Genomic DNA, 23,290 nt, shown 5'->3' with positions numbered 1-23,290 from the left:
CCGGCGTTACCGGTAGTTCAGGCCGTGGCCCACCGGGTAGAGCACCCGGGCCGGATCGTCCGCGCGCTGCACGGGCACGGGCAGCCGCCCTTCCGGCCGGGCCTCGCCCGCGATGACCCGGGCGGCGGCGCGCAGTTCGACGTCCGTCCAGGAGTAGGTGGCGAGCGTGGCGCGCTGACCGGTGAGGCGGGCGATGTCGTACGGGTTGCGGATGGCGACCGTGACGACGGGGACACCGGTGGCGGCGAGCCGGGACACCAGCGTGCGCTGGCTGCTCGTCGCCGTGACGTTGTACGTCGCGACGATCACGGCGTCCTTGCCGGCCGCCGCCGCCACCGCCTCGTCGATCCGCGCGGCGGTCGGGGCCGTACCGGTCGGCAGCACCGTGGTGGTGAAGCCGAGTTCGGTGAGGGCGCCGGCCAGGGTGGCGGTCGGCGGGCCGGTCGTCCCGGAGGGCGAGGCGGCGTCGGCCCCGACGACCAGGAGGTTCGGCCGGTCGGCGCTGCGGAGCGGGAGCAGCCCGCCGTCGTTCAGCAGCAGGGTGGTGGTCCGCTCGGCGATCCGGTCGGCGGTGGCCAGGTGCGGCCGGGTGCCGACGGTGCGGTCGACGGTGTCGTGGGTGACGTAGGGCTCGTGGAAGAGCCCCAGTTTCGCCTTCAGCCGCAGGACGCGGCGAATCGATTCATCGATCCGGGCCTCGCTGATCTCCCCGCTCCGTACGGCCTTGAGGACGGCGTTCCACGCCACGTCCAGCTTCGGCGGATTGAGCAGCTGGTCGCAGCCCGCCTTCAGGGCGAGGACGGGGACGCGGTCGTCGCCGTACTTGGTGCGCACTCCCTCCATGCCGAGCGAGTCGGTCACGACGACGCCGTCGTACCCCAACTGCTCCCGCAGGATGCCGGTGAGGATCGGGCGGGAGAGGGTGGCCGGGTCCTCGGCGGGGTCGAGCGCGGGGACCACGATGTGCGCCGTCATGATCGAGTCGATTCCGGCGGCGATGGCGGCGCGGAACGGCGGGGCGTCGAGCGTCCGCCACTGCTCGCGGGTGTGGGTGATGGTCGGCAGGCCGTAGTGGCTGTCGACGGAGGTGTCGCCGTGCCCGGGGAAGTGCTTGGAGGTGGCGGCGACGCCCGCCCGCTGGTATCCGCTCACCTGCGCGGCGACCATCCCGGCGACGGCCCTCGGGTCGGAGCCGAAGGAGCGTACGCCGATGACCGGGTTGGCCGGGTTGACGTTGACGTCGGCGACCGGCGCGTAGTTCTGCCGGATGCCCATGGCCGCCAGCTCGGTGCCCGCCAGGTGGGCGGCGCGCCGGGCGTCGGAGCGCGAGCCGCCCGCGCCGAGCGCCATCGCGCCCGGCATGAGCGTGGCCGGTTCCCCTATCCGGGCGACGATGCCGTGCTCCTGGTCGATGGAGATGAGGACCGGTACGGGGGTGGACCGGCCGAGCGCGGCGCGCTGGATGCCGTTGGACAGGTCGGCGATCTGGTGCGGGTCGCGGGTGTTGTGCGCCCAAGAAAAGTAGATGATGCCGCCGACGTGGTACCTCGTGACCAGTTCGGCGGCGGTGCGGACGCCGATCTCCTTGAGGTTGGCGTCGGCGTCGGCCTGGTCGGGGTCGGTGGCGGAGTGCCCGTACACCCGCATGACGAAGAGCTGGCCGACCTTCTCCTCCAGGCTCATGCGGGAGAGGAGCCGTTCGAGGCGGCGCTCGTCGGAGGCCGCCCCGGCGGGGGCGGCCGTCCCGGTGACGGCGGCGGCCGCGGCGGCGGCCGTGACGGTCAGGAGGGTGCGTCTGGAGGGGGTGGTGGCGGTGGCCCGGTGGTGCATCGGTGCTCCTTCCGGCCATGCGGATGAAGGAAACTTCCAAGGAGTCACGCATAGCCGGAAAGTAACTGCCAGGTCAAGGACCTGCGCGCCCCGCGCCGGGAAAGGGGCGGGGCGGCGGGCCCCCTCCGGGGCCCCTCCGGGCCCCCTGCGGGGTTCAGTTCCCGGGGCGGGCGGTGGAGTCGGCGGGCGGCCATGTCCCCCGCAGGGCGTCGTCCCACGTCTCCGGTGCCGCTGTCCCGGGGGCGGCCGGCGTGGGGGGCACGGGGGTCGCCGCTCCGGGGGCGGCCGGCGTGGGGATCGCGGGGGTCGCCGCTCCGGGGGTCGCCGTCTCCGGTGCCGCCGTCGCCGGGTCGCCGGCACTCGTCCGTGCCTCTTCGAGGAGCGCGCGGGCCTTGGCCTCCGCCTGGTCGTACCGCTCGGGGAAGGCGGACCGCTGCACACCCTGCGCGACCTGACCGGCCGTCCACTCGGGGTGCGCGCGGTCGGTCTCGACGGCCCGGGTGAAGAACGAGTGGGACGCGTACGTCACGTCCATGCACTGCTCGCGGGTGCCCCAGCCCTGGCTCGGGCGCTGCTGGAAGACCCCGACCGAGTCGAGGTGGCCGCAGTCGAGGTTGTTCATGTGCGACTCGACCCACCCGGCCTCGAAGCCGGCGAGCATGACCTTGTCGTTGACGCCCAGCTCGACGCCCACCCGGTACACGGTCCTGATCACCTCCGGGTCGTGGCCGGAAGGCACCGTACAGGCCGCCGCGCCGCCCAGCTCGGTGGCGGGGATGTGATCCCCGGACGGCGGAGGCTCCCGCGTCATCGCCAGGGCGAGCCGCTGCCGGCCGCTCAGCGTCCACACGGCGGCGGTCAGGCCGCCGGCGCGTACGAGAGCGCGTCTGGACACCATGGAGGGAACCCCTTTCGGGCGAGGCCGGGCGAGCCCCGGCCGGTTCGGCGGGGACCCCACGGCACAGGTTCACACCCCTCGGCCCGTGTCCCGGCCCGTCCGGCCACGTGTCGCCCGGAGCCCGCCCGAACGCCACGGGCGGCCGGCACCCCGCCGGGCGAACCCGGGCCGGCGGTCCCGGCCGGGCGATCCCGGCTAGGCGAGCCGGGCCAGGTGCTCCCGCCCCGCCGCCAGCAGCGGCGGCAGCTCGGCGGCCTCGGGGTACCACCGCTTCTCGTACTCCCAGCAGACCCACGCCTCGCCGTCCCCGCCGCCCACCAGCGCCAGGCACTCCGCGAGCGGCAGCACCCCGGCGCCCAGGGGCAGCGGTGTGGCGTCCTCCGCCGAGGCGACGTCCTTGACCTGCACGTACCCCAGGTACGGCGCCAGCACCGCGTGCGTCGCCGACGGGGCCTCACCGGCCCTCCAGGGGTGCATCACGTCCCACAGCGCGCCCACGTGCTTGTGGCCGACCGCGCCCACGATCCTGGCCACGTCCGCGCCGGCGGGGTGCGAGTCATGGGTCTCCACCAGGATCCGTACGCCCAGGTCCGCCGCGACCTCCGCCGCCGCGCCCAGCCGCCGGGCCGCCGTGGCGTCCGCCTCCGCCGGGTCCTGCTCGCCGCCGCCCGGGAACACCCGGACGTACGACGCGCCCAGGTCGGCGGCGAGGTACAGGAGCCGGTGCAGCTCCTCGTACACGGGCTCGTCGTCACCGGCCTCCGCGACCCGGGCGTACCCGGCGACCGTCAGGATCTCGACGCCCGCCCGTGCGAACTCCTCGGCCACGGCGCGCCGCTCGTGCGCCACCAGCCCCGGGTGCACCGGCTCCTCGGGGTGGGCGCGCAGCTCCACGCCCTGGTAGCCGCTCTCGGCGGCGAGGCGGGCGACGTCGGGGACCGGCATCCCGGGGACGCCGAGGGTGGAGAAGGCGTACTTCACGGTCTGGAGCTCCTTCGTGCGGCGGGGGCGGGGTCCGGTCGGACTCGGACTCGGACTCCGGGGAACGTACCCCGCGGACGCTCCCTCATGGCCCGCGCAACGACAGTCGCCGGTCCTGGCCCACCAGGTCCGCCCCGTACGCACGGCCCGGCTCCCGGCCACCAGGGTTGCGCCCGGCACGTGGGTGGGCCCGCCGGGCGCCGGGCGCGCCGCCGTTACGGGGCGGGCCGCCCGCCGTCGTTCACGAGGCGGGCCGCCCGGTGGACGCGCGCACCATGAGGTCCCCGCCGATCGTGGCGATACCGCCCGGCGGCGGGGCCTCCGTACCGGTCGCCAGCCGCCCGGCCCGCGCCCCCGCCTCGTGCAGCGGCAGCCGTACGGTGGTGAGCGCGGGCACCGCGTCGACGGAGAACGGCAGGTCATCGAAGCCCGCCACGGAGATGTCGTCCGGGATGCGCAGCCCCCGGTCCCGCAGCGCGGCGCAGGCGCCCAGCGCGACCGTGTCGTTGGCCGCGACCACCGCGGTCAGGCGCGGTTCCCGCCGCAGCAGCTCCAGCGTCGCGTCGTACCCGGAGCGCCGGTCGTAGCGCCCGTGCACGGTGAGCCGGTCCAGGCCCTCGCCGCCCAGCCCGGCCGCCTCCATCGCGGCGCGGTGGCCCTCCAGGCGGTGGCGGGTGGTGGTGCGCTCGGCCGGGCCGGCGATGTACCCGATCCGCCGGTGGCCCAGCGTCAGCAGGTGCTCCGTCAGCCGCTTCCCGCCGCCCCGGTTGTCGAAAGTCAGCGCGGCGGTGACCGCCTCGCCCGCCGCGGGCACGGGTGGGCGCCCGCACAGCACCACCCGCGTACCTGCGTCCGCCAGCTTGGCCAGCTTCACCGCCATCGCCGCGATGTGGTCCGGGTCCTCGACCGCCCCGCCGGTCAGGACCACGGCGGCGGCGCGCTGGCGCTGGAGCAGGGTCAGGTAGGTCAGTTCGCGCTCTGGGGAGCCGCCGGTGTTGCAGACGACGGCGAGCTTCTCGCCGCCCGCCCGGCCCGGCGCGCCCTCCCCCATCGCGTGCTGCGCCGCCCCGGCCATGATCCCGAAGAACGGGTCGGCTATGTCGTTGACGAGGACGCCGACCAGGTCGGAGGTGGCGGCGGCGAGCGCGCTGGCGGGTCCGTTGAGCACGTAGTCCAGCTCGTCGACCGCGCGCAGCACCCGCTCGCGGGTGGAGGCCGCGACCGGGTAGTTGCCGTTGAGGACGCGGGAGACGGTGGCCGGGGACACCCGGGCGCGCGCCGCCACATCGGCCAGGGTGACTGTCATCGCGTTCCTCCGAGGAGAGTCGGGCCGGGCCCTTGTACCGGCCGCTGTCGGCAGGCTAGCGTCATCACCGATAGAAAGCGCTTGCTACGGCGGTGTGCGGGCATGACTCCGGTACCGGCGGGCGACCTCGCGACCACACTTGGAGGATCTTCGTGACACGCAGAACCGTGCGGATCGCCATGAACGGCGTCACGGGCCGGATGGGGTACCGGCAGCACCTGGTGCGGTCGATCCTCGCGATCCGCGACCAGGGCGGCCTGGACCTCGGCGACGGCCAGGTCCTGTGGCCCGAACCCGTCCTGGTCGGCCGCCGCGAGCACGCCCTGCGCGCACTCGCCGACCGCCACGGGCTGACCGAGTGGTCGACCGACCTCGACGCCGTCCTCGCCGACGAGACCACGGAGATCTACTTCGACGCCCAGGTGACCTCCGCCCGCGTCGACGCCCTCACCCGGGCGATCGCCGCCGGAAAGCACATCTACACCGAGAAGCCCACGGCCACCGACACCGAAGGGGCCCTGGAACTCGCCCGCCTCGCCCGCGCCGCGGGTGTCAAGCACGGCGTCGTCCAGGACAAGATCTTCCTGCCGGGCCTGGTCAAGCTGAAGCGCCTCATCGACGGCGGCTTCTTCGGCGAGATCCTCTCCGTGCGCGGCGAGTTCGGTTACTGGGTCTTCGAGGGCGACTGGCAGGAGGCTCAGCGCCCCTCCTGGAACTACCGCGCCGAGGACGGCGGCGGCATCGTCGTCGACATGTTCCCGCACTGGGAGTACGTGCTCCACGAACTGTTCGGCCGCGTCACCGGAGTCACCGCCCACGTCACCACCCACATCCCGCAGCGCTGGGACGAGGACGGCAAGCCGTACGCCGCAACCGCCGACGACGCCGCGTACGGCATCTTCCAGCTGGCGAGCGGCGCCGTCGCCCAGATCAACTCCTCCTGGGCGGTGCGCGTCCACCGCGACGAACTGGTCGAGTTCCAGGTCGACGGCACCCACGGCTCCGCCGTCGCCGGACTGCGCGGCTGCCGCGTCCAGCACCGCTCCACCACCCCCAAGCCCGTCTGGAACCCCGACATCCCGGTCACGGAGGCGTTCCGCGACCAGTGGCAGGAGGTCCCCGACAACACCGTGTTCGACAACGGCTTCAAGGCCCAGTGGGAGCTGTTCCTGCGCCACGTCGTGCTGGACGAGCCCTACCACTGGGACCTGCTGGCCGGCGCGCGCGGTGTGCAGCTCGCCGAGCTGGGCCTGAAGTCCTCGGCCGAAGGCCGCCGTTACGACGTGCCGGAGCTGTCGCTGTGACCATCCGGCTCCCGCACGGCACGTACGAGCCGCGTACCGAACCGGCGGTCTTCGGTTCCGCTGACCGCCCCGGACGCGCGCGCCTCGCCTCCCGTACGGTCTTCTCCGCCGCCCACGTGGTGGCCGACCCCTACGCGGACGTCACCCCCGACTCCCCGGCGGCCGTCGACTGGGACGCCACCCTCGCCTTCCGCCACCACCTGTGGGGCCACGGACTGGGTGTCGCCGAGGCGATGGACACCGCCCAGCGCGGTATGGGCCTGGACTGGGCGGGCGCCGCCGAACTGATCCGCCGCTCGGCCGCCGAGGCGAAGGCGGCCGGCGGCCGGATCGCGGCCGGGGTGGGTACGGACCAGCTCACCGCCCCGGCGGACCTGGCCGCCGTCCGCGCGGCGTACGAGGAGCAGCTGGCCCTCGTCGAGGACTGCGGCGCCCAGCCCGTTCTCATGGCCTCCCGCGCCCTCGCGGAGGCCGCGCGGTCCCCCGACGACTACGTGACCCTCTACACCCACCTCCTGCGCCAGGCGGGCGAACCCGTCGTCCTCCACTGGCTCGGCCCCATGTTCGACCCCGCTCTGGAGGGCTACTGGGGCTCGGCCGACCTGGACGTCGCCACCGACACGTTCCTGAAGGTCGTCGCCGAGCACCCGGACAAGGTCGACGGCATCAAGGTTTCCCTGCTGGACGCCCGGCGCGAGGTCGAGCTGCGCCGCCGCCTTCCCGAGGGCGTGCGCTGCTACACCGGCGACGACTTCCACTACCCCGAGCTGATCGAGGGCGACGAGCACGGCTTCAGCCACGCCCTGCTGGGCATCTTCGACCCGCTCGGCCCGCTGGCGGCCGAGGCGGTACGGGTCCTGGACACCGGCGACAAGGACGGGTTCCGCGCCCTTCTCGACCCGACCGTCGCCCTGTCCCGGCACCTCTTCCAGGCGCCGACCCGCTTCTACAAGACGGGCGTGGTGTTCCTGGCCTGGCTGGCGGGCCACCAGGACCACTTCACGATGGTCGGCGGTCTCCAGTCGGCCCGCTCGCTCCCGCACCTCGCCCGGGCGTACGAACTGGCCGACGGACTGGGCCTGTTCCCCGACCCGGCCCTGGCGGAGTCCCGTATGAAGTCCCTGCTGTCGGTGTACGGAGTCGAACAGTGAGCGATCTGGCCCGCTTCAGCATCAACCAGATGACCGTCAGGCAGTTGTCGCTGCCGGACCTCACCGCGGCCTGCGTCCGCCTCGGCGTCCCCGGCGTCGGCCTGTGGCGCGAGCCGGTCGCCGAGTACGGCCTGGAGGCCACCGCGAAACTCGTCCGCGACGCGGGGCTGACCGTCACCACGCTGTGCCGGGGCGGCTTCTTCACCACCGCCGCCGACCTGGACGACAACCGCGCGGCCGTCGACGAGGCGGCGACCCTCGGCACCGACACCCTGGTCCTGGTCTCCGGCGGCCTCCCGCCCGGGAGCAAGGACCTGCCCGCGGCCCGGTCGCTCATCGCCGACGCGCTCGCCGAACTCGCCCCGTACGCCGCCTCCCGGGGCGTCCGGCTCGCGATCGAGCCCCTGCACCCCATGTACGCGGCCGACCGCTGCGTTGTCTCCACCCTCGACCAGGCCCTCGCGCTGGCGGAGCCCTTCCCCGCCTCCCAGGTGGGCGTCGTCGTCGACACGTACCACATCTGGTGGGACGACCGCGCCCCGGCGGCCATCGCCCGCGCGGGCGCGGCGGGCCGCATCCACTCCTTCCAGCTCGCCGACTGGACCACCCCCCTCCCGGCAGGGGTCCTCAACGGCCGCGGCCCGCTCGGCGACGGCTCCATCGACCTGCGCGCCTGGCGCGAGCTGGTCGACGGCTCCGGCTACACGGGCCCGATCGAGGTGGAACTGTTCAACGACGAGCTGTGGGCCCGCGACGGGCTGGAGGTCCTGGAGGAGACGGCCCGGCGCTACGTCCGCCACGTGCTCTGAAATCCGTCCCCGTACGCGTACAACCCTCCGGCCCCGACGCGTGTCATACGTGGCGTCAGGGCTTCCGGGGGCATCCGGGGGGATTCATGAAGCCCTGCCGGGGGGAGCGCTCGGGGCCCGGTCCACGGACCGGGCCCCTTCGTCGTCCGTGGACCGGGCGGGAGTTGTCCACAGGGCCGCCGGACTGTCCGAGCCGCCCGGTAGCGTCGGGGCATGTCCAATCCAGCAGTGGTCGAAGGGGTCCTCGAGCGGATCACGTACGCCAATGAGGAGAGCGGCTACACGGTGGCCCGGGTCGACACCGGGCGCGGGGGCGGGGAGCTGCTCACGGTCGTCGGCTCGCTGCTCGGCGCGCAGCCGGGGGAGTCGCTGCGCATGGAGGGCCGCTGGGGGTCGCACCCGCAGTACGGCAAGCAGTTCACGGTGGAGAACTACACGACCGTCCTGCCGGCCACCGTCCAGGGCATCCGCCGCTATCTGGGTTCCGGACTGATCAAGGGGATCGGGCCGCGCATCGCCGACCGGATCGTGGAGCACTTCGGGATCGAGACGCTCGACGTCATCGAGCGGGAGCCGAAGCGGCTCATCGAGGTGCCGGGGCTCGGGCCGAAGCGGACGAGGATGATCGGCGCCGCGTGGGAGGAGCAGAAGGCGATCAAGGAGGTGATGGTCTTCCTCCAGGGCGTCGGCGTCTCCACGTCCATCGCGGTGCGGATCTACAAGAAGTACGGCGACGCCTCCATCTCCGTGGTGCGGAACCAGCCCTACCGGCTGGCCGCCGACGTGTGGGGCATCGGCTTCCTCACCGCCGACAGGATCGCGCAGGCGGTGGGCATCCCGCACGACAGTCCCGAGCGGGCGAAGGCCGGGTTGCGGTACGCCCTGTCGCAGTCGGCCGACCAGGGGCACTGTTTCCTGCCCGAGGAGCAGCTGATCTCCGACGCGGTGAAGCTCCTCCAGGTCGACACCGGGCTCGTGATCGACTGCCTGGCCGCTCTGGCGGCCGACGAGGAGGGTGTCGTGCGCGAGCAGGTGCCGGGTCCGGAGGGGCGGCCGCTGACGGCGGTCTACCTGATCCCGTTCCACCGGGCGGAGCTCTCGCTGGCCGGGCAGCTCCGGCGGCTGCTGCGGGCCGAGGAGGACCGGATGCCCGCCTTCCGGGACGTGGCGTGGGACAAGGCGCTGGCGTGGCTCGCCGACCGTACGGGGGCGGAGCTGGCGCCTGAGCAGGAGCAGGCGGTGCGGCTCGCCCTCACCGAGAAGGTGGCGGTGCTGACGGGCGGCCCCGGCTGCGGCAAGTCGTTCACCGTCCGGTCGATCGTGGAGCTGGCCCGGGCGAAGAGGGCCAGGGTGCTCCTCGCGGCGCCCACCGGCCGCGCGGCCAAGCGGCTGTCGGAGCTGACCGGCGCGGAGGCGTCCACGGTGCACCGGCTGCTGGAGCTGAAGCCGGGCGGGGACGCGGCGTACGACCGGGACCGGCCGCTCGACGCCGACCTGGTCGTGGTCGACGAGGCGTCCATGCTGGACCTGCTGCTGGCGAACAAGCTGGTCAAGGCGGTGGCGCCGGGTGCGCACCTGCTGCTGGTGGGGGACGTCGACCAGCTGCCGAGCGTGGGCGCGGGGGAGGTGCTGAGCGACCTGCTGGCGCCGGACGGCCCGGTGCCGTCGGTGCGGCTCACACGGATCTTCCGGCAGGCCCGGCAGTCCGGTGTGGTGACCAACGCCCACCGGATCAACTCCGGTCAGCAGCCGGTCACCTCGGGGCTGCCGGACTTCTTCCTGTTCGCCACGGAGGACACCGAGGAGGCGGGCCGGCTGACGGTGGACGTCGCGGCCCGCCGGGTACCGGCGAAGTTCGGCCTCGACCCCCGCCGGGACGTGCAGGTCCTGGCGCCGATGCACCGGGGGCCGGCCGGGGCGGGCACGCTCAACGGTCTCCTCCAGCAGGCGGTCACCCCTTCGCGGCCGGACGTCCCGGAGAAGAGGTTCGGCGGCAGGGTCTTCCGCGTCGGCGACAAGGTCACGCAGATTCGCAACAATTACGAGAAGGGCACGAACGGGGTCTTCAACGGAACGGTCGGCGTGGTCACGTCGCTGAACGTGGACGAGCAGCGGCTCACCGTGCTGACGGACGAGGACGAGGAGGTGCCGTACGACTTCGACGAGCTGGACGAGCTGGCCCACGCGTACGCCGTCACCATCCACCGCTCCCAGGGCAGCGAGTACCCGGCCGTGGTGATCCCGGTCACCACGGGCGCGTGGATGATGCTCCAGCGGAACCTGCTGTACACGGCCGTCACGCGGGCGAAGAAGCTGGTCGTCCTCGTCGGCTCCCGCAAAGCCATCGGTCAGGCGGTCCGCACGGTTTCCGCGGGCCGGCGCTTTACCTCACTGCGGTATCGGCTGAAAGGTGAGGTACGGGTGGGAAACATCACCTAGGGATCATCCGGACTTTCGCAACCGGGGCGAAGGGGGCAGGATGAGCAGGTTGACGGCACTGAGTGCCGCCAATTGGCCGAATGGTCGACCCCGAGTGCACTCTGCTGGGCCAAGTGGGGGATGGTAGAGACAGTCAGGGCACCTCGAAGAAGAGGCACTACGTCGGTGAGGGATGACGTGAGCGACAACTCTGTAGTACTGCGGTACGCGGACGGTGAATACACCTACCCGGTGGTCGAGAGCACCGTCGGTGACAAGGGCTTCGACATCGGGAAGCTCCGAGCCCAGACCGGTCTGGTGACCCTGGACAGTGGATACGGCAACACCGCCGCCTACAAATCCGCGATCACCTACCTGGACGGCGAGCAGGGCATCCTGCGGTACCGCGGCTACCCCATCGAGCAGCTGGCCGAGCGCTCCACCTTCCTCGAGGTGGCGTACCTGCTGATCAACGGTGAACTGCCCAAGGTCGACGAGCTGGCGGCCTTCCGCAACGAGATCACGCAGCACACGCTGCTGCACGAGGACGTCAAGCGGTTCTTCGACGGCTTCCCGCGCGACGCCCACCCGATGGCCATGCTGTCCTCGGTCGTCAGCGCGCTGTCGACGTTCTACCAGGACAGCCACAACCCGTTCGACGAGAAGCAGCGTCACCTCTCGACGATCCGGCTGCTGGCCAAGCTGCCCACGATCGCGGCGTACGCGTACAAGAAGTCGATCGGTCACCCGTTCGTCTACCCGCGCAACGACCTGTCGTACGTCGAGAACTTCCTCCGCATGACCTTCTCGGTCCCGGCGCAGGAGTACGAGCTCGACCCGGTCGTGGTCTCCGCCCTCGACAAGCTGCTGATCCTGCACGCGGACCACGAGCAGAACTGCTCCACCTCCACCGTGCGTCTGGTCGGCTCGTCGCAGGCGAACATGTTCGCCTCGATCTCGGCGGGCATCTCGGCCCTGTGGGGCCCGCTGCACGGTGGCGCCAACCAGTCGGTGCTGGAGATGCTCCAGGGCATCCAGGCCGCCGGCGGCGACGTCGACTCCTTCATCCGCAAGGTGAAGAACAAGGAGGACGGCGTCCGCCTGATGGGCTTCGGTCACCGCGTCTACAAGAGCTTCGACCCCCGGGCGAAGATCATCAAGGCGGCGGCGCACGACGTCCTCTCGGCGCTCGGCAAGTCCGACGAGCTGCTGGACATCGCGCTGAAGCTGGAGGAGCACGCGCTCGCCGACGACTACTTCGTCTCGCGCAACCTCTACCCGAACGTGGACTTCTACACCGGTCTGATCTACCGGGCGATGGGCTTCCCGACCGAGATGTTCACGGTGCTCTTCGCGCTGGGCCGGCTGCCGGGCTGGATCGCCCAGTGGCACGAGATGATCAAGGAGCCGGGTTCCCGCATCGGCCGCCCGCGCCAGATCTACACGGGAGAGGTCCTGCGCGACTTCGTCCCGGTCGAGGGTCGCTGAACCGACGCCATGAGGGGCGCCCGCCCGGGTGCCCCTCCGGCAGCGCATGACGAGAGCGCCCCGCCGCCGATCCCCCCACGGGTCGGCGAGCGGGGCGCTCCCCATATCCCCGGAACGGATTCCCCCCACGGGATCCGGGTCCGGGCGTCTGCCGGGTTTCAGCAGAAGCTCGCGATGCGATCTGCCGGGGTACGTACGGGAGGGCCGCTCAAAGCTCCCCGGTGCACGTGCCCCGGCCAACGCTTGCCTGGGACGTCCCCCAAGACATCCCATGAACGTCCCCCAAGACGTTCTCGGCATCGCCCATTCAGACTCGCGAGCGGTCCGAATGGTTACCCCCAAATATCTGTGATCTAGGTCTCGTTGTGAAGGTCCTGTGAGTCACGTGAAGGTGAAATCACGTGGAGGTACGGGACCGGAGACCGACAGTCACCGCCAAACGCGGAGGAAACGACCGCGGCCGGGCCGGCCGCCCGTGGTGGTCACGGTGCGGTCCGGTCCGGCCGGGAGCGGCCTGGTCCGGCCGGTGGTCCGTCTCGGGCGTCAGGCCCGGCCAATGAGCTCGTAGCCCGCCTCGTCGACCGCGGCGCGCACCGCGGCCTCGTCCAGGTCGGCCTCCGAGGTGACGGTGACCAGGCCGGTGGCGGCGACCGCCTCGACCGAGGTGACGCCGGCGATGCCGCGGATCTCCTCGGAGACGGCGCCCTCGCAGTGGCCGCAGGTCATGCCCCGGACCTCGTAGACGGTGGTGACGCCGCCGGTCGGCCCCTCGGTCCCGCCGTCGTGGCAGGAGCCGGTGGGGGAGCAGCAGGAGCCGGTCGCCTGGGGGAGTTCGGTCCTCGTCTCGGCGGTCATGGGGTTCTCCTCTTCGGTCGGACACGTGGTGCGGCAGGGGCGCACGGGGTTCACGGGAGCGCTGTGGCGTCCCGACGTACCTCACTCTATACCCCTAGGGGGTATCAAAGCCAGTGAGGTCGCCTCCGCGTGCCGCCGACCGCCGGAACCCGCGGAGGGAGCCGGCGCGGGACGGCCCCGGTGGGCGGCTCACTCCCGGGCCAGGACGGACATGGTCGGCGAGTCGATCAACCGGCCCTCGTGCGGCAGGGTCTCCCGCTCCGCGCCCTCCCCGAGGGAGGGCGGCGGTGGGCCGGCCGGAGAGCCGGTGAAGGTCAGCACCTCCGGGTCCGCGAGGATCCCGGCGACCGCGTCGGCGTCCTGCTCGGTGGGCGGGCGCAGCGCCACACGGTCTCCGGTGAGGGCGGGCTTGACGGAGAAACCACTCATCCGGTGATCCTCCGGGCCGTCGCGGCGGCGGGCAACCCCTGTACGCGGCCGGCCCCGCACCGGGGGAGGTGCGGGGCCGGGAACGCCGGATCACGGTTTCCCGCGGGGGTCGTCAGGTCCCCCGGGAGCGGTTTCCGGGGCGGTTGGCCACCCAGACGCGGATCGTGTCCGGGTGCCAGTAGGGCTTGCCGTCCTCCACGTGGTCGGGTTGCGGGAGCAGGCCGTGCTTCCGGTACGAGCGGACCGTGTCCGGCTGTACCCGGATGTGCGCGGCAATCTCCTTGTAGGACCAGAGCTTTCTGTCCGTCATCTGTGGCACCTCCCTGCGTGCGCCGCGGCGCGGTCCGGGGGGACCGTCGGGGGAGCCGGGGCGCGGTCGCTGGCGATCACTCAGCCTGTGCCCGTTGAACGACGCACAGTGACCGGCGGGAAGGGCCTGTTGATCGCCTGTGACGGAAGACCCGCGTTATGGAGACATGTGTGACAGGAAGGGGATCACTGTGACGAAAGCAATGGCGGGGGCGGCGACGGTCAGGCCCCGCAGGAGCGCAGGAAGCGGCGGGTGCGTTCGGCGATGGGGAAGGGGCGGTCCGGCGGGCAGGGGTACATGTCCTGCTCGACGATGGCGAAGAGGTCGACGTCCAGGGCCCGGGCGGCGGCCAGCACGGGCTCCAGGGCCGGCACGCCGGACGGTGGTTCGCACATCACGCCCCTGGCCACGGCCGGGCCGAACGGGGTGCCCCGGGCGACCACCTCGGCCAGGACCTCGGGGTCGACCTGCTTCAGGTGGAGGTAACCGATGCGCTCGCCGTACCTCTCGATCAGCGCGACGCTGTCGCCGCCGCAGTACGCGTAGTGCCCGGTGTCCAGGCAGAGGGCGACCAGCTCGGGGTCGGTGGCGTCGAGGAACCGGCTGACGTTCTCCTCGCCGTCGATGTGGGTGTCGGCGTGCGGGTGTACGACGATGCGCAGGCCGAAGCGGTCGCGCACCTCCCGGCCGAGGCGCTCGGTCAGGCGGGTCAGGTCGCGCCACTGGTCCGCCGTCAGGTTCCGGTCCTCCAGCACCCGGCCGGTCCGGTCGTCGCGCCAGAAGGACGGGATGACCACGAGGTGCCCGGCGCCCATGGCGCGGGCGAGGGCCGCGTTGTCCGCGACGTGCGCCCAGGTCTTCTCCCAGACTGCCTCACCGTGGTGCAGGCCGGTGAACACCGTGCCCGCCGAGACCTTCAGCCCGCGGCGGGCGGTCTCCTCGGTGAGCCGGGCCGGGTCGGTGGGGAGGTAGCCGTACGGGCCGAGCTCGATCCACTCGTACCCGGCCCGCGCGACCTCGTCGAGGAAGCGCGGCCAGGGGACTTGCCGCGGATCGTCGGGGAACCACACACCCCAGGAGTCGGGGGCGGAACCGATCCGGAGGCGGGACGGCGGCGAGGGTGACAGCTGCGTCATGGGGGCCAGCTTGGAGGCGGCCGGAGCGGAGCGTCAAGGCTTGGTCCGAATGTCCGGACAAAAGATTGACAGGGTGTGCGGGGGCGGCTAGACCTGACCACGGTGCCGACGCGAAGGGATCCGGATGACGACCGATCCGTACGACCTCATCACCATGGGGCGCATCGGAGTGGACCTCTACCCGCTCCGCACCGGCGTCCCGCTCGCCGATGCCGAGACGTTCGGCAAGTTCCTCGGCGGCTCGCCCGCCAACGTGGCCGTCGCGGCCGCCCGGCTCGGCCGGCGCACCGCGCTGATCACCCGCACGGGCGCGGACCCGTTCGGCGCGTACCTGCACCAGGAGCTGCGCGCGTTCGGCGTGGACGACCGGTGGGTGACGCCGGTCGAGGCGTACCCCACCCCGCTCACCTTCTGCGAGATCTTCCCGCCGGACGACTTCCCGCTCTACTTCTACCGGCAGCCCAAGGCCCCCGACCTGGAGATCCACCAGCACGAGCTCGACCTGCCGGCCGTCGCGGGCGCCCGGATCTTCTGGATGACCGGTACGGGTCTGTCCGCCGAACCCAGCCGCGCCTCGACGCTCGCCGCCCTCGCCGCCCGGTCGCCCGACGCCGCGCCGCCCGCCGTCCCGCCCGCCGCCGCCCCGTCGCCCGCCGTCCCGCCCGCCACCGTGCCGCCGTCCGCCGCGTACGCCGCCGGGCCGGACGGCCGGATCACCGTCTTCGACCTCGACTGGCGGCCGATGTTCTGGTCCGGCGCCGACGAGGCCCGGCCCCCCTACGCCGCCGCGCTGCGGCACGCCACGGTCGCCGTCGGCAACGTCGACGAGTGCGAGATCGCCACCGGGGAACGCGCGCCCCACGCCGCCGCCCGCGCCCTGATCGACGCGGGCGTCCGCCTCGCCGTCGTCAAGCAGGGCCCCAAGGGAGTCCTCGCCATGACCGCCGACGGCGACACCGCCGACGTACCGCCCGTCCCCGTTGAGGTGGTCAACGGCCTGGGCGCGGGCGACGCGTTCGGCGGGGCCCTGTGCCACGGGCTCCTCGCCGGGTGGGACCTGGAGCGGACCATCCGTTACGCCAACGCCGCCGGTGCCATCGTCGCCTCCCGCCTGGCCTGCTCCTCCGCGATGCCGTTCGCCGACGAGGTGGCCGCCCTCCTGGACGGCGGGCGTCCGTGACCGTCGACCTCGCCCACCTCGTCGCGGTGCGCACCCATCACCCCGAGGCCGTCGCCGAGGCCGCCGCCCGCCGCACCCGGCGGGCCCTGCTCGGCGCCTCCGGACGGCTGATGATCGTCGCCGCCGACCACCCGGCCCGCGGCGCGCTGGCCGTGGGCGACCGGCCGCTCGCCATGGCCAACCGCCTGGACCTGCTGGAACGGCTCTGCCTCGCGCTCTCCCGCCCCGGCGTCGACGGCGTCCTCGCCACCGCCGACATCCTCGACGACCTGCTGCTCCTCGGCGCCCTGGAGGGCAAGGTCGTCATGGGCTCGATGAACCGCGGCGGCCTCGCCGGAGCCGCCTTCGAGCTCGACGACCGCTTCACCGGGCACCGCCCCGAGGACCTCGCCCGGCTCGGCTTCGACGCCGGCAAGCTGCTGCTGCGCATCGACCCCACCGACCCCGGCTCCCTCACCACCCTCGCCACCGCCGCCCGCACCATCGACGCCATGGCCGAACGGCGGCTCCCCGTCTTCGTCGAGCCGTTCCTGTCCCGCCGCGACCCGGCCGACGGCCGCGTCCGCAACGACCTCGGCCCCGAGGCGGTGACCACGTCGCTCGCCATCGCCTCCGGGCTGGCCGGCACCTCCGCGTACACCTGGCTCAAGGTCCCCGTCACCGACGACCCCGACGACATGGCCCGGGTCATGGAGACCACGACCCTGCCCGCCGTCCTCCTCGGCGGCGACGTCGGGCCCGACCAGGACACGGCGTACGAGAAGTGGCGCGCGGCCCTGCGGCTGCCGACCGTCCAGGGCCTCGTGGTGGGCCGGTCCCTGCTCTACCCGGCGGACGGCGACGTCGCCGCCGCCGTCGACACGGCCGTGGGCCTGCTCTGAGGAGCGTTCCAGGAGGGTACGGAAGGATCATGACCGACCAGCAGCTGTACGTACCGAGGGGCGGGGCGGCCCGTGGGCCCTACGCCCTCGACATCGGCCCCGGACGGGCCGGCTGGGCCCACTGCGCCCTGCGCGTCCTCGACCTCGGCCCCGGCGGGTCCCACCTCCTCGCGACCGGCGACAGCGAGTGGATCCTGCTTCCCCTCACCGGCGGCTGTACGGTGCTGGTCGACGGCCGGAGCATCGAACTGCTGGGCCGCGACAGCGTGTTCAGCGGCGTCACCGACTTCGCCTACCTACCGCGTGACGCCCACGCCCAGATCGCCTCCGGCGCGGGAGGCCGCTTCGCCCTGGCAGGAGCGAAGTGCGAGCGACGACTCCCCGCTCGCTACGGCCCCGCGCCGGAGGTACCGGTCGAAGCGCGCGGCAGCGGGAACTGCGCCCGCCAGGTGCGCAACTTCGCCGCCGCCGACACCTTCGACTGCGACCGGCTCATCGCCGTCGAGGTCATCACGCCCGGCGGGAACTGGTCCTCCTACCCACCCCACAAACACGACGAGCACCTGCCCGGCGAGGAGGCGGAGCTGGAGGAGATCTACTACTTCGAGATCGACGGCGACGGCGTCGGCTACCAGCGCGTCTCACCCTCCCGGCCCGGCGGCGCCGACCTCCTCGCCGAGGTCCGCTGCGGTGACGCCGTCCTCGTACCGGACGGCTGGCACGGCCCGTCCATCGCCCAGCCCGGCCACACCATGTACTACCTCAACGTCATGGCGGGGCCGGGCGAGGAACGCGAGTGGAAGATCCGCTTCCACCCCGGCCACCGCACGGAGGGATACCGATGAGCACCCGACGGCTCACCACCGCCCAGGCGCTCGTCGCCTTCCTGGCCCGCCAGTTCACCGAACGCGACGGACGGCGCCACCGGCTCGTCGGCGCCACCTGGGGCATCTTCGGCCACGGCAACGTGGCGGGCATCGGACAGGCCCTCGTGCAGTACGCCGGTGACATGCCCTACCTCCAGGGCCGCAACGAGCAGGCCATGGTCCACGCCGCCGTCGGCCACGCCCGCCAGTCCGGCCGCCTCTCCGCCCACGCCGTCACCACCTCCATCGGCCCCGGCGCCACCAACCTCGTCACCGGCGCGGCCCTGGCCACCGTCAACCGCCTCCCGGTGCTGCTGCTGCCCGGCGACACCTTCGCCACCCGGCCCGCCGACCCCGTCCTCCAGCAGCTCGAAGTGCCCTGGGCGGGGGACGTGTCCGTCAACGACGCGCTGCGCCCGGTGTCGGCCTACTTCGACCGGATCACCCGCCCCGAGGCGCTGGTCCCCGCCGCCCTGGCCGCCATGCGGGTCCTGGCCGACCCGGCCGCCACCGGCGCGGTCACCCTCGCGCTGCCGCAGGACGTGCAGGCGGAGGCGTACGACTGGCCGGAGGAGTTCTTCGCCGAGCGCGTCTGGCGGGTGCGCCGGCCCCGCCCCGACGCGGCCGAACTCGATGCCGCCGTCCGGGCGATCAGGGCGGCCGGGCGCCCCCTTGTCGTGGCCGGCGGCGGAGTCCACCACAGCGCCGCCGAGACCGCGCTGGGCGCGTTCGCCGCCGCCACCGGCATCCCCGTCGCGTCCACCCAGGCCGGCAAGGGCTCCGTGCCGCACGACCACCCCTGCGACGTCGGCGGCATCGGCCACACCGGCACCTCCACCGCCAACCGCCTCGCCCGCACCGCCGACCTGGTCCTCGGCGTCGGCACCCGGTACACCGACTTCACCACCGCCTCCTCGACGCTCTTCGCCCACCCCGGCGTCCGCTTCGTCAACCTCAACATCACCGGCTTCGACGCCCACAAGATGGCCGCCCTCCCGCTGGTCGCCGACGCCCGCGAGGGGCTGGAACAGCTCGCCGGAGCCCTCGGCGGGCACACCGTCCCGGCACCGTACGCGAGCGAGTACGCGGAGCTGCGGGCCGGCTGGGACGCCCGCGTCACCGCCGCGTACACCCCCGAGGACGAGGACGCGCGGCCCACGCAGGCGCAGGTCCTCGGGGTGCTCGACACCCTGGTCACCGGCGACGACATCCTGATCAACGCCGCCGGCTCGCTCCCCGGCGACCTCCACAAGCTCTGGCGGACCCGCTCCCGCGACCAGTACCACGTCGAATACGGCTACTCCTGCATGGGCTACGAGATCCCCGCCGCCATCGGCACCGCCCTCGCCGCGCCCGGCCGCCCCGTCTGGGCCCTCGTCGGCGACGGTACGTACCTGATGAACCCCACCGAGATCGTCACCGCCGTCCAGGAGAACGTCCCGATCAAGCTGGTCGTCCTCCAGAACCACGGGTACGCCTCGATCGGCGGCCTCTCGGAAACCGTCGGCGCCGAGCGGTACGGCACCGCCTACCGCTACCGGGCCCCCGACAGCACGTACACCGGTGACCCGCTCCCGGTCGACCTGGCCGCCAACGCGGCCAGCCTCGGCATGCGCGTCCTGCGCGCCCACACCGTCCGTGACCTGCGAGAAGCCCTCGCCGCGGCCCGCGCGGCGACCGTGCCCACATGTGTCTACGTGGAGACCGAAACGGCAGACACAGTGTCGGGCGCGCCCGCCTCCGAGGCATGGTGGGATGTGCCCGTGGCCGAGACGGCGACCCGCACGTCGGCGGTCGAGGCCCGCGAGGAGTACGACCGGCACGTCGCAGCCCGGCGCCGCCATCTGTGAAGGAGTTTTTCGTCATGACGAAGACCGTCAACCACTGGATCGGTGGCAAAACCGTCGAAGGCGCGTCGGGCAACTGGGGCCCGGTCACCGATCCGGCGACCGGCGCCGTCACCACGCGGGTCGCCCTGGCCTCCGCCGAGGAGGTCGACGCCGCCGTCGCCGCCGCCAAGGCCGCGTACGCCACCTGGGGCACGTCCTCGCTGGCCCAGCGCACCGGCGTGCTGTTCGCCTATCGCGCGCTGCTCGACGCCCACCGCGACGAGATCGCCGCCCTGATCACCGCCGAGCACGGCAAGGTCCACTCCGACGCGCTCGGCGAGGTCGCGCGCGGCCTGGAGATCGTGGAGCTGGCGTGCGGGATCACCGTCCAGCTCAAGGGCGAGCTGTCCACCCAGGTCTCCAACCGGGTCGACGTCGCCGCCATCCGCCAGCCGCTCGGCGTGGTCGCCGGCATCACGCCGTTCAACTTCCCAGCGATGGTGCCGATGTGGATGTTCCCGCTGGCCATCGCCTGCGGCAACACCTTCGTCCTCAAGCCCAGCGAAAAGGACCCGTCCGCCGCCAACCTGCTCGCCGAGCTGGCCTCCCAGGCCGGCCTGCCCGACGGCGTCCTCAACGTCGTCCACGGCGACAAGGTCGCGGTCGACGCCCTGCTGGAGCACCCGGACGTCGCGGCCGTCTCCTTCGTCGGCTCGACGCCCATCGCCCGGTACATCCACACCACCGCCTCGGCGAACGGCAAGCGCGTCCAGGCCCTGGGCGGCGCCAAGAACCACATGCTGGTCCTCCCCGACGCCGACCTCGACGCGGCCGCCGACGCGGCGGTCTCGGCGGCGTACGGCTCGGCGGGCGAGCGCTGCATGGCCATCTCGGCGGTCGTCGCGGTCGGCGCCATCGGCGACGAACTGGTGGAGAAGATCCGCGAGCGCGCCGAGAAGATCACGATCGGTCCCGGCGACGACCCGGCCTCCGAGATGGGCCCGCTGATCACCGCCGCCCACCGCGACAAGGTCGCGTCCTACGTCACCGGCGCCGCCGCCCAGGGCGCGGAGGTCGTCCTCGACGGCACCGGCCACACCGTCGACGGGTACGAGAACGGCCACTGGATCGGCCTGTCGCTGCTCGACAAGGTGTCCACGGACTCCGACGCCTACCGCGACGAGATCTTCGGCCCGGTCCTGTGCGTCCTGCGGGCCGACACCTACGAGGAGGGCGTCCGCCTCATCAACGAGTCGCCGTACGGCAACGGCACCGCGATCTTCACCCGTGACGGCGGCGCCGCCCGCCGCTTCCAGCTGGAGGTCCAGGCGGGCATGGTCGGCGTGAACGTCCCGATCCCGGTGCCCGTCGGCTACCACTCCTTCGGCGGCTGGAAGGACTCGCTCTTCGGCGACCACCACATCTACGGCAACGACGGCGTGCACTTCTACACCCGCGGAAAGGTCGTCACCACCCGCTGGCCCGACCCCTCCGAGGCCCCCGCCGGCGTGGACCTCGGCTTCCCCCGCAACCACTGACATCCGCCCGCCACCCGCGCCGGGAAAACGGCTGGCCCCGACCGGGGCCGGCCGTCGATGCTTCGGGGCATGCACGCCGATGAACCGAAGTACCGCATCCGGGCCCTGCACACCGACGACACGGTGACCGTCTACCAGGCGTACGCACCCGGGATCGGCGGTCCCGCCGCCCGCACGGGCCGCTTCCCGGCCGCCTGGAAGCGGGACCGCATGACGTGGATCAAGCCGAGCTTCCTGTGGATGATGTACCGCTGCGGCTGGGCCGCCAAGCAGGACCAGGAGACCGTCCTGGCCGTCGAGATCACCCGCGAGGGCTTCGAATGGGCGCTGCGCCACGCGTGCCTGTCGCACTACGTGCGCGGCTTCCACCCCGACGAGGCCGCCTGGAAGCAGCGGTTGCGCCGGTCCCCGGCCCGCGTCCAGTGGGACCCCGAGCGCGACCTGCGCCTGGCGCCGCTGCCGCACCGCTCGCTCCAACTGGGCCTCGCGGGCGAGGCGTCCGCGCGGTACGCCGACGAGTGGACGGTCTCCATACGGGACGTGACACCGCTCGCGCGCGAGATCCACGCCCTGGTGCGGGCGGGCGACCTCGACGCGGCGGCCCGGCTGCTGCCCGAGGAGCGCCCGTACCCGGCCGGTACGGAGCTCCTCGGGCACCTCGTCCCGCCGGGTGCCGCTTAGAACCGGGCGTGCAGCAGCCGGTCCGGGGAGCCCGTGAGCGCGTTCCTGACCTTGCCGGCGGTGGCGTTGCCCACCAGCGCGTCCCGGACCTGCGCCGGGGACGCGGCCGGGTGCTCCGACAGGTACAGGGCGGCGACACCGGCCGCGTGGGGCGCCGCCATCGACGTACCGGAGAGGGTGCTGGTCGCCGTGTCACCGGTGCGCCACGCCGAGGTGACCTTCACGCCCGGCGCGAAGAGGTCCACGCAGGTGCCGTAGTTGGAGAACGAGGCGCGCCGGTCGGCGTCGTCCGTCGCCCCGACCGTGATGGCCTCCGGGACGCGGGCGGGTGAGGTGTTGCAGGCGTTCTCCGGCAGGCCCAGGATGTTGCCGTTGCCGGCCGCGACGGTGTACGAGACGCCCGAGGCGACCGAGCGCCTGACGGCGTCGTCGAGGGACGTGTCGACGCCGCCGCCCAGGCTCATGTTGGCGACCGCCGGCTTCACCGCGTTCGCCGTCACCCAGTCCACGCCCGCGATGACCCCGGCGGTGGTGCCCGAGCCGCCGCAGTCCAGGACCCGGACGGCGACGAGCCTCGCGGCCTTGGCCACGCCGTACGTCCGCCCGCCGACCGTACCGGCGACGTGCGTGCCGTGGCCCTGGCAGTCCTGCCCGTTCTGCCCGCCGCCGACGGTGTCGGTCCCGACGACCGCCCGCCCGCCGAACTCGGCGTGCGAGGTGCGGATACCGGTGTCGATGACGTACGCGTGCACGTTCGGCGCCGTGGTGTCGTAGGTGTACGTCGTCGACAGCGGCAGGTCGCGCTGGTCGATCCGGTCCAGGCCCCAGGTGGCGTTCGGCTGGGTGGTGGTGAGGCGGACGGTCCGGTTCTGCTCGACGTAGGCGACCCTGGGGTCGGCGGCGAGGGCGGTGGCCCTCGCCCTCGACAGGGTGGTGGAGAACCCGTCGAGCGCGCTGCGGTACTCGTGCCGGGGGGTGACGCCGAGGTCGGCGGCTCGGGTGGAGCCGTCCTTGAGGACGACGATCCAGCTGTTCGGCACCGCGGTCTCCGCCGGGGCGAGGCGGAGGTCGCCGACGGGCCCGGCGTGCGCGGTGGGGGAGACGGCGACGACGTGCAGAGCGGCCGCGAGGGCGACGGCGGGTATCAGCGCGCCGGCGCGGCGCAGGGACTGGGGGCACCGGGGCCTGCGGGAGGGGGCTCTCATCTCGGGGGCACCTGACCTTTCTTGATCCGGACGGCCCCACAGCGTCCCGACTGGTCATGTACAGCACAAGGGTGGTGGGAGAGCCTCCCCCGCTTCGCCGCCGAACCCCCACGTCAGCGTGGCGAATTCTCCATCCACCCGGCCCGCGAGCGGGCGCACACCGGCGGCGCCTACGTCAGCGCCCGCCCGATGCGG

Annotated in this window: 20 protein-coding genes; 11 read left to right on the top strand and 9 right to left on the bottom strand. The window is 73.1% G+C overall.

The window, feature by feature from the left end; genetic code table 11:
• Nucleotides 1–6: 6 nt before the first annotated feature.
• From AC07DW_RS03520 to AC07DW_RS03505, 4 genes are all read right to left on the bottom strand, one after another.
• Entirely contained in the window at nucleotides 7–1,830 is a 1,824-nt protein-coding gene (locus AC07DW_RS03520) for a glycoside hydrolase family 3 protein (RefSeq protein ID WP_478855941.1), read from the bottom strand.
• 154 nt (nucleotides 1,831–1,984) lie between these two features.
• Nucleotides 1,985–2,728, bottom strand: a complete 744-nt coding sequence (locus AC07DW_RS03515) for a hypothetical protein (RefSeq protein ID WP_478855940.1) — start codon at nucleotides 2,726–2,728, stop codon at nucleotides 1,985–1,987.
• Nucleotides 2,729–2,923: 195 nt separating this feature from the next.
• Nucleotides 2,924–3,709: a sugar phosphate isomerase/epimerase family protein gene (locus AC07DW_RS03510; protein ID WP_478855939.1), complete on the bottom strand. Its 786-nt coding sequence runs from the start codon at nucleotides 3,707–3,709 to the stop codon at nucleotides 2,924–2,926.
• Nucleotides 3,710–3,950: 241 nt separating this feature from the next.
• Nucleotides 3,951–5,015 carry a LacI family DNA-binding transcriptional regulator gene (locus AC07DW_RS03505; RefSeq protein WP_478855938.1) on the bottom strand — a complete coding sequence of 355 codons (1,065 nt, stop codon included), beginning with the start codon at nucleotides 5,013–5,015 and terminating at the stop codon, nucleotides 3,951–3,953.
• A gap of 152 nt (nucleotides 5,016–5,167) precedes the next feature.
• On the opposite strand from AC07DW_RS03505, the gene AC07DW_RS03500 reads away from it, so the two are divergent.
• From AC07DW_RS03500 to AC07DW_RS03480, 5 genes are all read left to right on the top strand, one after another.
• The gene (locus AC07DW_RS03500) at nucleotides 5,168–6,319 is read left to right on the top strand and encodes a Gfo/Idh/MocA family protein (RefSeq protein ID WP_478855937.1); all 1,152 of its coding nucleotides are present in this window, start codon (nucleotides 5,168–5,170) and stop codon (nucleotides 6,317–6,319) included.
• Nucleotides 6,316–7,470 carry a dihydrodipicolinate synthase family protein gene (locus tag AC07DW_RS03495; protein WP_478855936.1) on the top strand — a complete coding sequence of 385 codons (1,155 nt, stop codon included), beginning with the start codon at nucleotides 6,316–6,318 and terminating at the stop codon, nucleotides 7,468–7,470. The genes AC07DW_RS03500 and AC07DW_RS03495 overlap by 4 nt, the downstream gene beginning before the upstream one ends.
• Nucleotides 7,471–7,499: 29 nt before the next feature.
• Nucleotides 7,500–8,279 carry a sugar phosphate isomerase/epimerase family protein gene (locus AC07DW_RS03490; protein ID WP_478856051.1) on the top strand — a complete coding sequence of 260 codons (780 nt, stop codon included), beginning with the start codon at nucleotides 7,500–7,502 and terminating at the stop codon, nucleotides 8,277–8,279.
• 213 nt (nucleotides 8,280–8,492) lie between these two features.
• On the top strand, nucleotides 8,493–10,718 hold the full coding sequence (gene recD2, locus AC07DW_RS03485) for an SF1B family DNA helicase RecD2 (RefSeq protein ID WP_478855935.1): 2,226 nt from the start codon (nucleotides 8,493–8,495) through the stop codon (nucleotides 10,716–10,718).
• Nucleotides 10,719–10,895: 177 nt separating this feature from the next.
• Nucleotides 10,896–12,185, top strand: a complete 1,290-nt coding sequence (locus tag AC07DW_RS03480) for a citrate synthase (protein WP_478855934.1) — start codon at nucleotides 10,896–10,898, stop codon at nucleotides 12,183–12,185.
• A gap of 543 nt (nucleotides 12,186–12,728) precedes the next feature.
• Here AC07DW_RS03480 and AC07DW_RS03475 read toward each other — a convergent pair.
• The 4 genes from AC07DW_RS03475 to AC07DW_RS03460 form a co-directional block, all read right to left on the bottom strand.
• Entirely contained in the window at nucleotides 12,729–13,040 is a 312-nt protein-coding gene (locus AC07DW_RS03475; RefSeq protein WP_478855933.1) for a heavy-metal-associated domain-containing protein, read from the bottom strand.
• 189 nt (nucleotides 13,041–13,229) lie between these two features.
• Nucleotides 13,230–13,469, bottom strand: a complete 240-nt coding sequence (locus AC07DW_RS03470) for a GNAT family N-acetyltransferase (protein WP_478855932.1) — start codon at nucleotides 13,467–13,469, stop codon at nucleotides 13,230–13,232.
• A 112-nt stretch (nucleotides 13,470–13,581) separates the two neighbouring features.
• Entirely contained in the window at nucleotides 13,582–13,779 is a 198-nt protein-coding gene (locus tag AC07DW_RS03465; RefSeq protein ID WP_478855931.1) for a helix-turn-helix transcriptional regulator, read from the bottom strand.
• 221 nt (nucleotides 13,780–14,000) lie between these two features.
• A complete protein-coding gene (locus AC07DW_RS03460) occupies nucleotides 14,001–14,915 on the bottom strand; it encodes a sugar phosphate isomerase/epimerase family protein (protein ID WP_478855930.1) in 915 nt (304 codons plus the stop codon).
• Between the two features lie 124 nt (nucleotides 14,916–15,039).
• Here AC07DW_RS03460 and AC07DW_RS03455 point away from each other — a divergent pair, with 124 nt between their 5' ends.
• The 6 genes from AC07DW_RS03455 to AC07DW_RS03430 all read left to right on the top strand — a co-directional run bounded on the left by AC07DW_RS03455 (nucleotide 15,040) and on the right by AC07DW_RS03430 (nucleotide 21,890).
• Entirely contained in the window at nucleotides 15,040–16,095 is a 1,056-nt protein-coding gene (locus tag AC07DW_RS03455; protein WP_478855929.1) for a 5-dehydro-2-deoxygluconokinase, read from the top strand.
• Nucleotides 16,092–16,976: a Cgl0159 family (beta/alpha)8-fold protein gene (locus AC07DW_RS03450; RefSeq protein ID WP_478855928.1), complete on the top strand. Its 885-nt coding sequence runs from the start codon at nucleotides 16,092–16,094 to the stop codon at nucleotides 16,974–16,976. The genes AC07DW_RS03455 and AC07DW_RS03450 overlap by 4 nt, the downstream gene beginning before the upstream one ends.
• A gap of 29 nt (nucleotides 16,977–17,005) precedes the next feature.
• A complete protein-coding gene (iolB, locus tag AC07DW_RS03445; RefSeq protein ID WP_478855927.1) occupies nucleotides 17,006–17,821 on the top strand; it encodes a 5-deoxy-glucuronate isomerase in 816 nt (271 codons plus the stop codon).
• Entirely contained in the window at nucleotides 17,818–19,692 is a 1,875-nt protein-coding gene (gene iolD, locus AC07DW_RS03440; RefSeq protein WP_478855926.1) for a 3D-(3,5/4)-trihydroxycyclohexane-1,2-dione acylhydrolase (decyclizing), read from the top strand. Before iolB ends, iolD begins: the two co-directional genes overlap by 4 nt.
• 14 nt (nucleotides 19,693–19,706) lie before the next feature.
• Nucleotides 19,707–21,209, top strand: a complete 1,503-nt coding sequence (gene mmsA / locus AC07DW_RS03435) for a CoA-acylating methylmalonate-semialdehyde dehydrogenase (protein WP_478855925.1) — start codon at nucleotides 19,707–19,709, stop codon at nucleotides 21,207–21,209.
• Nucleotides 21,210–21,278: 69 nt separating this feature from the next.
• Nucleotides 21,279–21,890 carry a DUF4291 domain-containing protein gene (locus tag AC07DW_RS03430; RefSeq protein ID WP_478855924.1) on the top strand — a complete coding sequence of 204 codons (612 nt, stop codon included), beginning with the start codon at nucleotides 21,279–21,281 and terminating at the stop codon, nucleotides 21,888–21,890.
• Here the strand turns inward: AC07DW_RS03430 and AC07DW_RS03425 are convergent.
• Complete coding sequence (locus AC07DW_RS03425; protein ID WP_478855923.1) at nucleotides 21,887–23,095, bottom strand: S8 family peptidase; 1,209 nt, start codon at nucleotides 23,093–23,095, stop codon at nucleotides 21,887–21,889. The two genes, AC07DW_RS03430 and AC07DW_RS03425, sit on opposite strands and share 4 nt — an antisense overlap.
• Nucleotides 23,096–23,290: the final 195 nt, after the last annotated feature.

This window comes from Streptomyces sp. NPDC045701, assembly GCF_056432045.1.
The sequence above is the reverse complement of the archived record's forward strand: the minus strand, read 5'-3'. Positions and strand labels throughout refer to the sequence as shown.

Coding starts and splice junctions, on each gene's coding strand:
- AC07DW_RS03520 (WP_478855941.1), bottom strand. CDS start 1,830: ATGCACCACCGGGCCACCGCCACCACCCCCTCCAGACGCACCCTCCTG.
- AC07DW_RS03515 (WP_478855940.1), bottom strand. CDS start 2,728: ATGGTGTCCAGACGCGCTCTCGTACGCGCCGGCGGCCTGACCGCCGCC.
- AC07DW_RS03505 (WP_478855938.1), bottom strand. CDS start 5,015: ATGACAGTCACCCTGGCCGATGTGGCGGCGCGCGCCCGGGTGTCCCCG.
- AC07DW_RS03490 (WP_478856051.1), top strand. CDS start 7,500: ATGACCGTCAGGCAGTTGTCGCTGCCGGACCTCACCGCGGCCTGCGTC.
- recD2 (WP_478855935.1), top strand. CDS start 8,493: ATGTCCAATCCAGCAGTGGTCGAAGGGGTCCTCGAGCGGATCACGTAC.
- AC07DW_RS03475 (WP_478855933.1), bottom strand. CDS start 13,040: ATGACCGCCGAGACGAGGACCGAACTCCCCCAGGCGACCGGCTCCTGC.
- AC07DW_RS03470 (WP_478855932.1), bottom strand. CDS start 13,469: ATGAGTGGTTTCTCCGTCAAGCCCGCCCTCACCGGAGACCGTGTGGCG.
- AC07DW_RS03465 (WP_478855931.1), bottom strand. CDS start 13,779: ATGACGGACAGAAAGCTCTGGTCCTACAAGGAGATTGCCGCGCACATC.
- AC07DW_RS03460 (WP_478855930.1), bottom strand. CDS start 14,915: ATGACGCAGCTGTCACCCTCGCCGCCGTCCCGCCTCCGGATCGGTTCC.
- AC07DW_RS03455 (WP_478855929.1), top strand. CDS start 15,040: ATGACGACCGATCCGTACGACCTCATCACCATGGGGCGCATCGGAGTG.
- iolB (WP_478855927.1), top strand. CDS start 17,006: ATGACCGACCAGCAGCTGTACGTACCGAGGGGCGGGGCGGCCCGTGGG.
- iolD (WP_478855926.1), top strand. CDS start 17,818: ATGAGCACCCGACGGCTCACCACCGCCCAGGCGCTCGTCGCCTTCCTG.
- mmsA (WP_478855925.1), top strand. CDS start 19,707: ATGACGAAGACCGTCAACCACTGGATCGGTGGCAAAACCGTCGAAGGC.
- AC07DW_RS03430 (WP_478855924.1), top strand. CDS start 21,279: ATGCACGCCGATGAACCGAAGTACCGCATCCGGGCCCTGCACACCGAC.
- AC07DW_RS03425 (WP_478855923.1), bottom strand. CDS start 23,095: ATGAGAGCCCCCTCCCGCAGGCCCCGGTGCCCCCAGTCCCTGCGCCGC.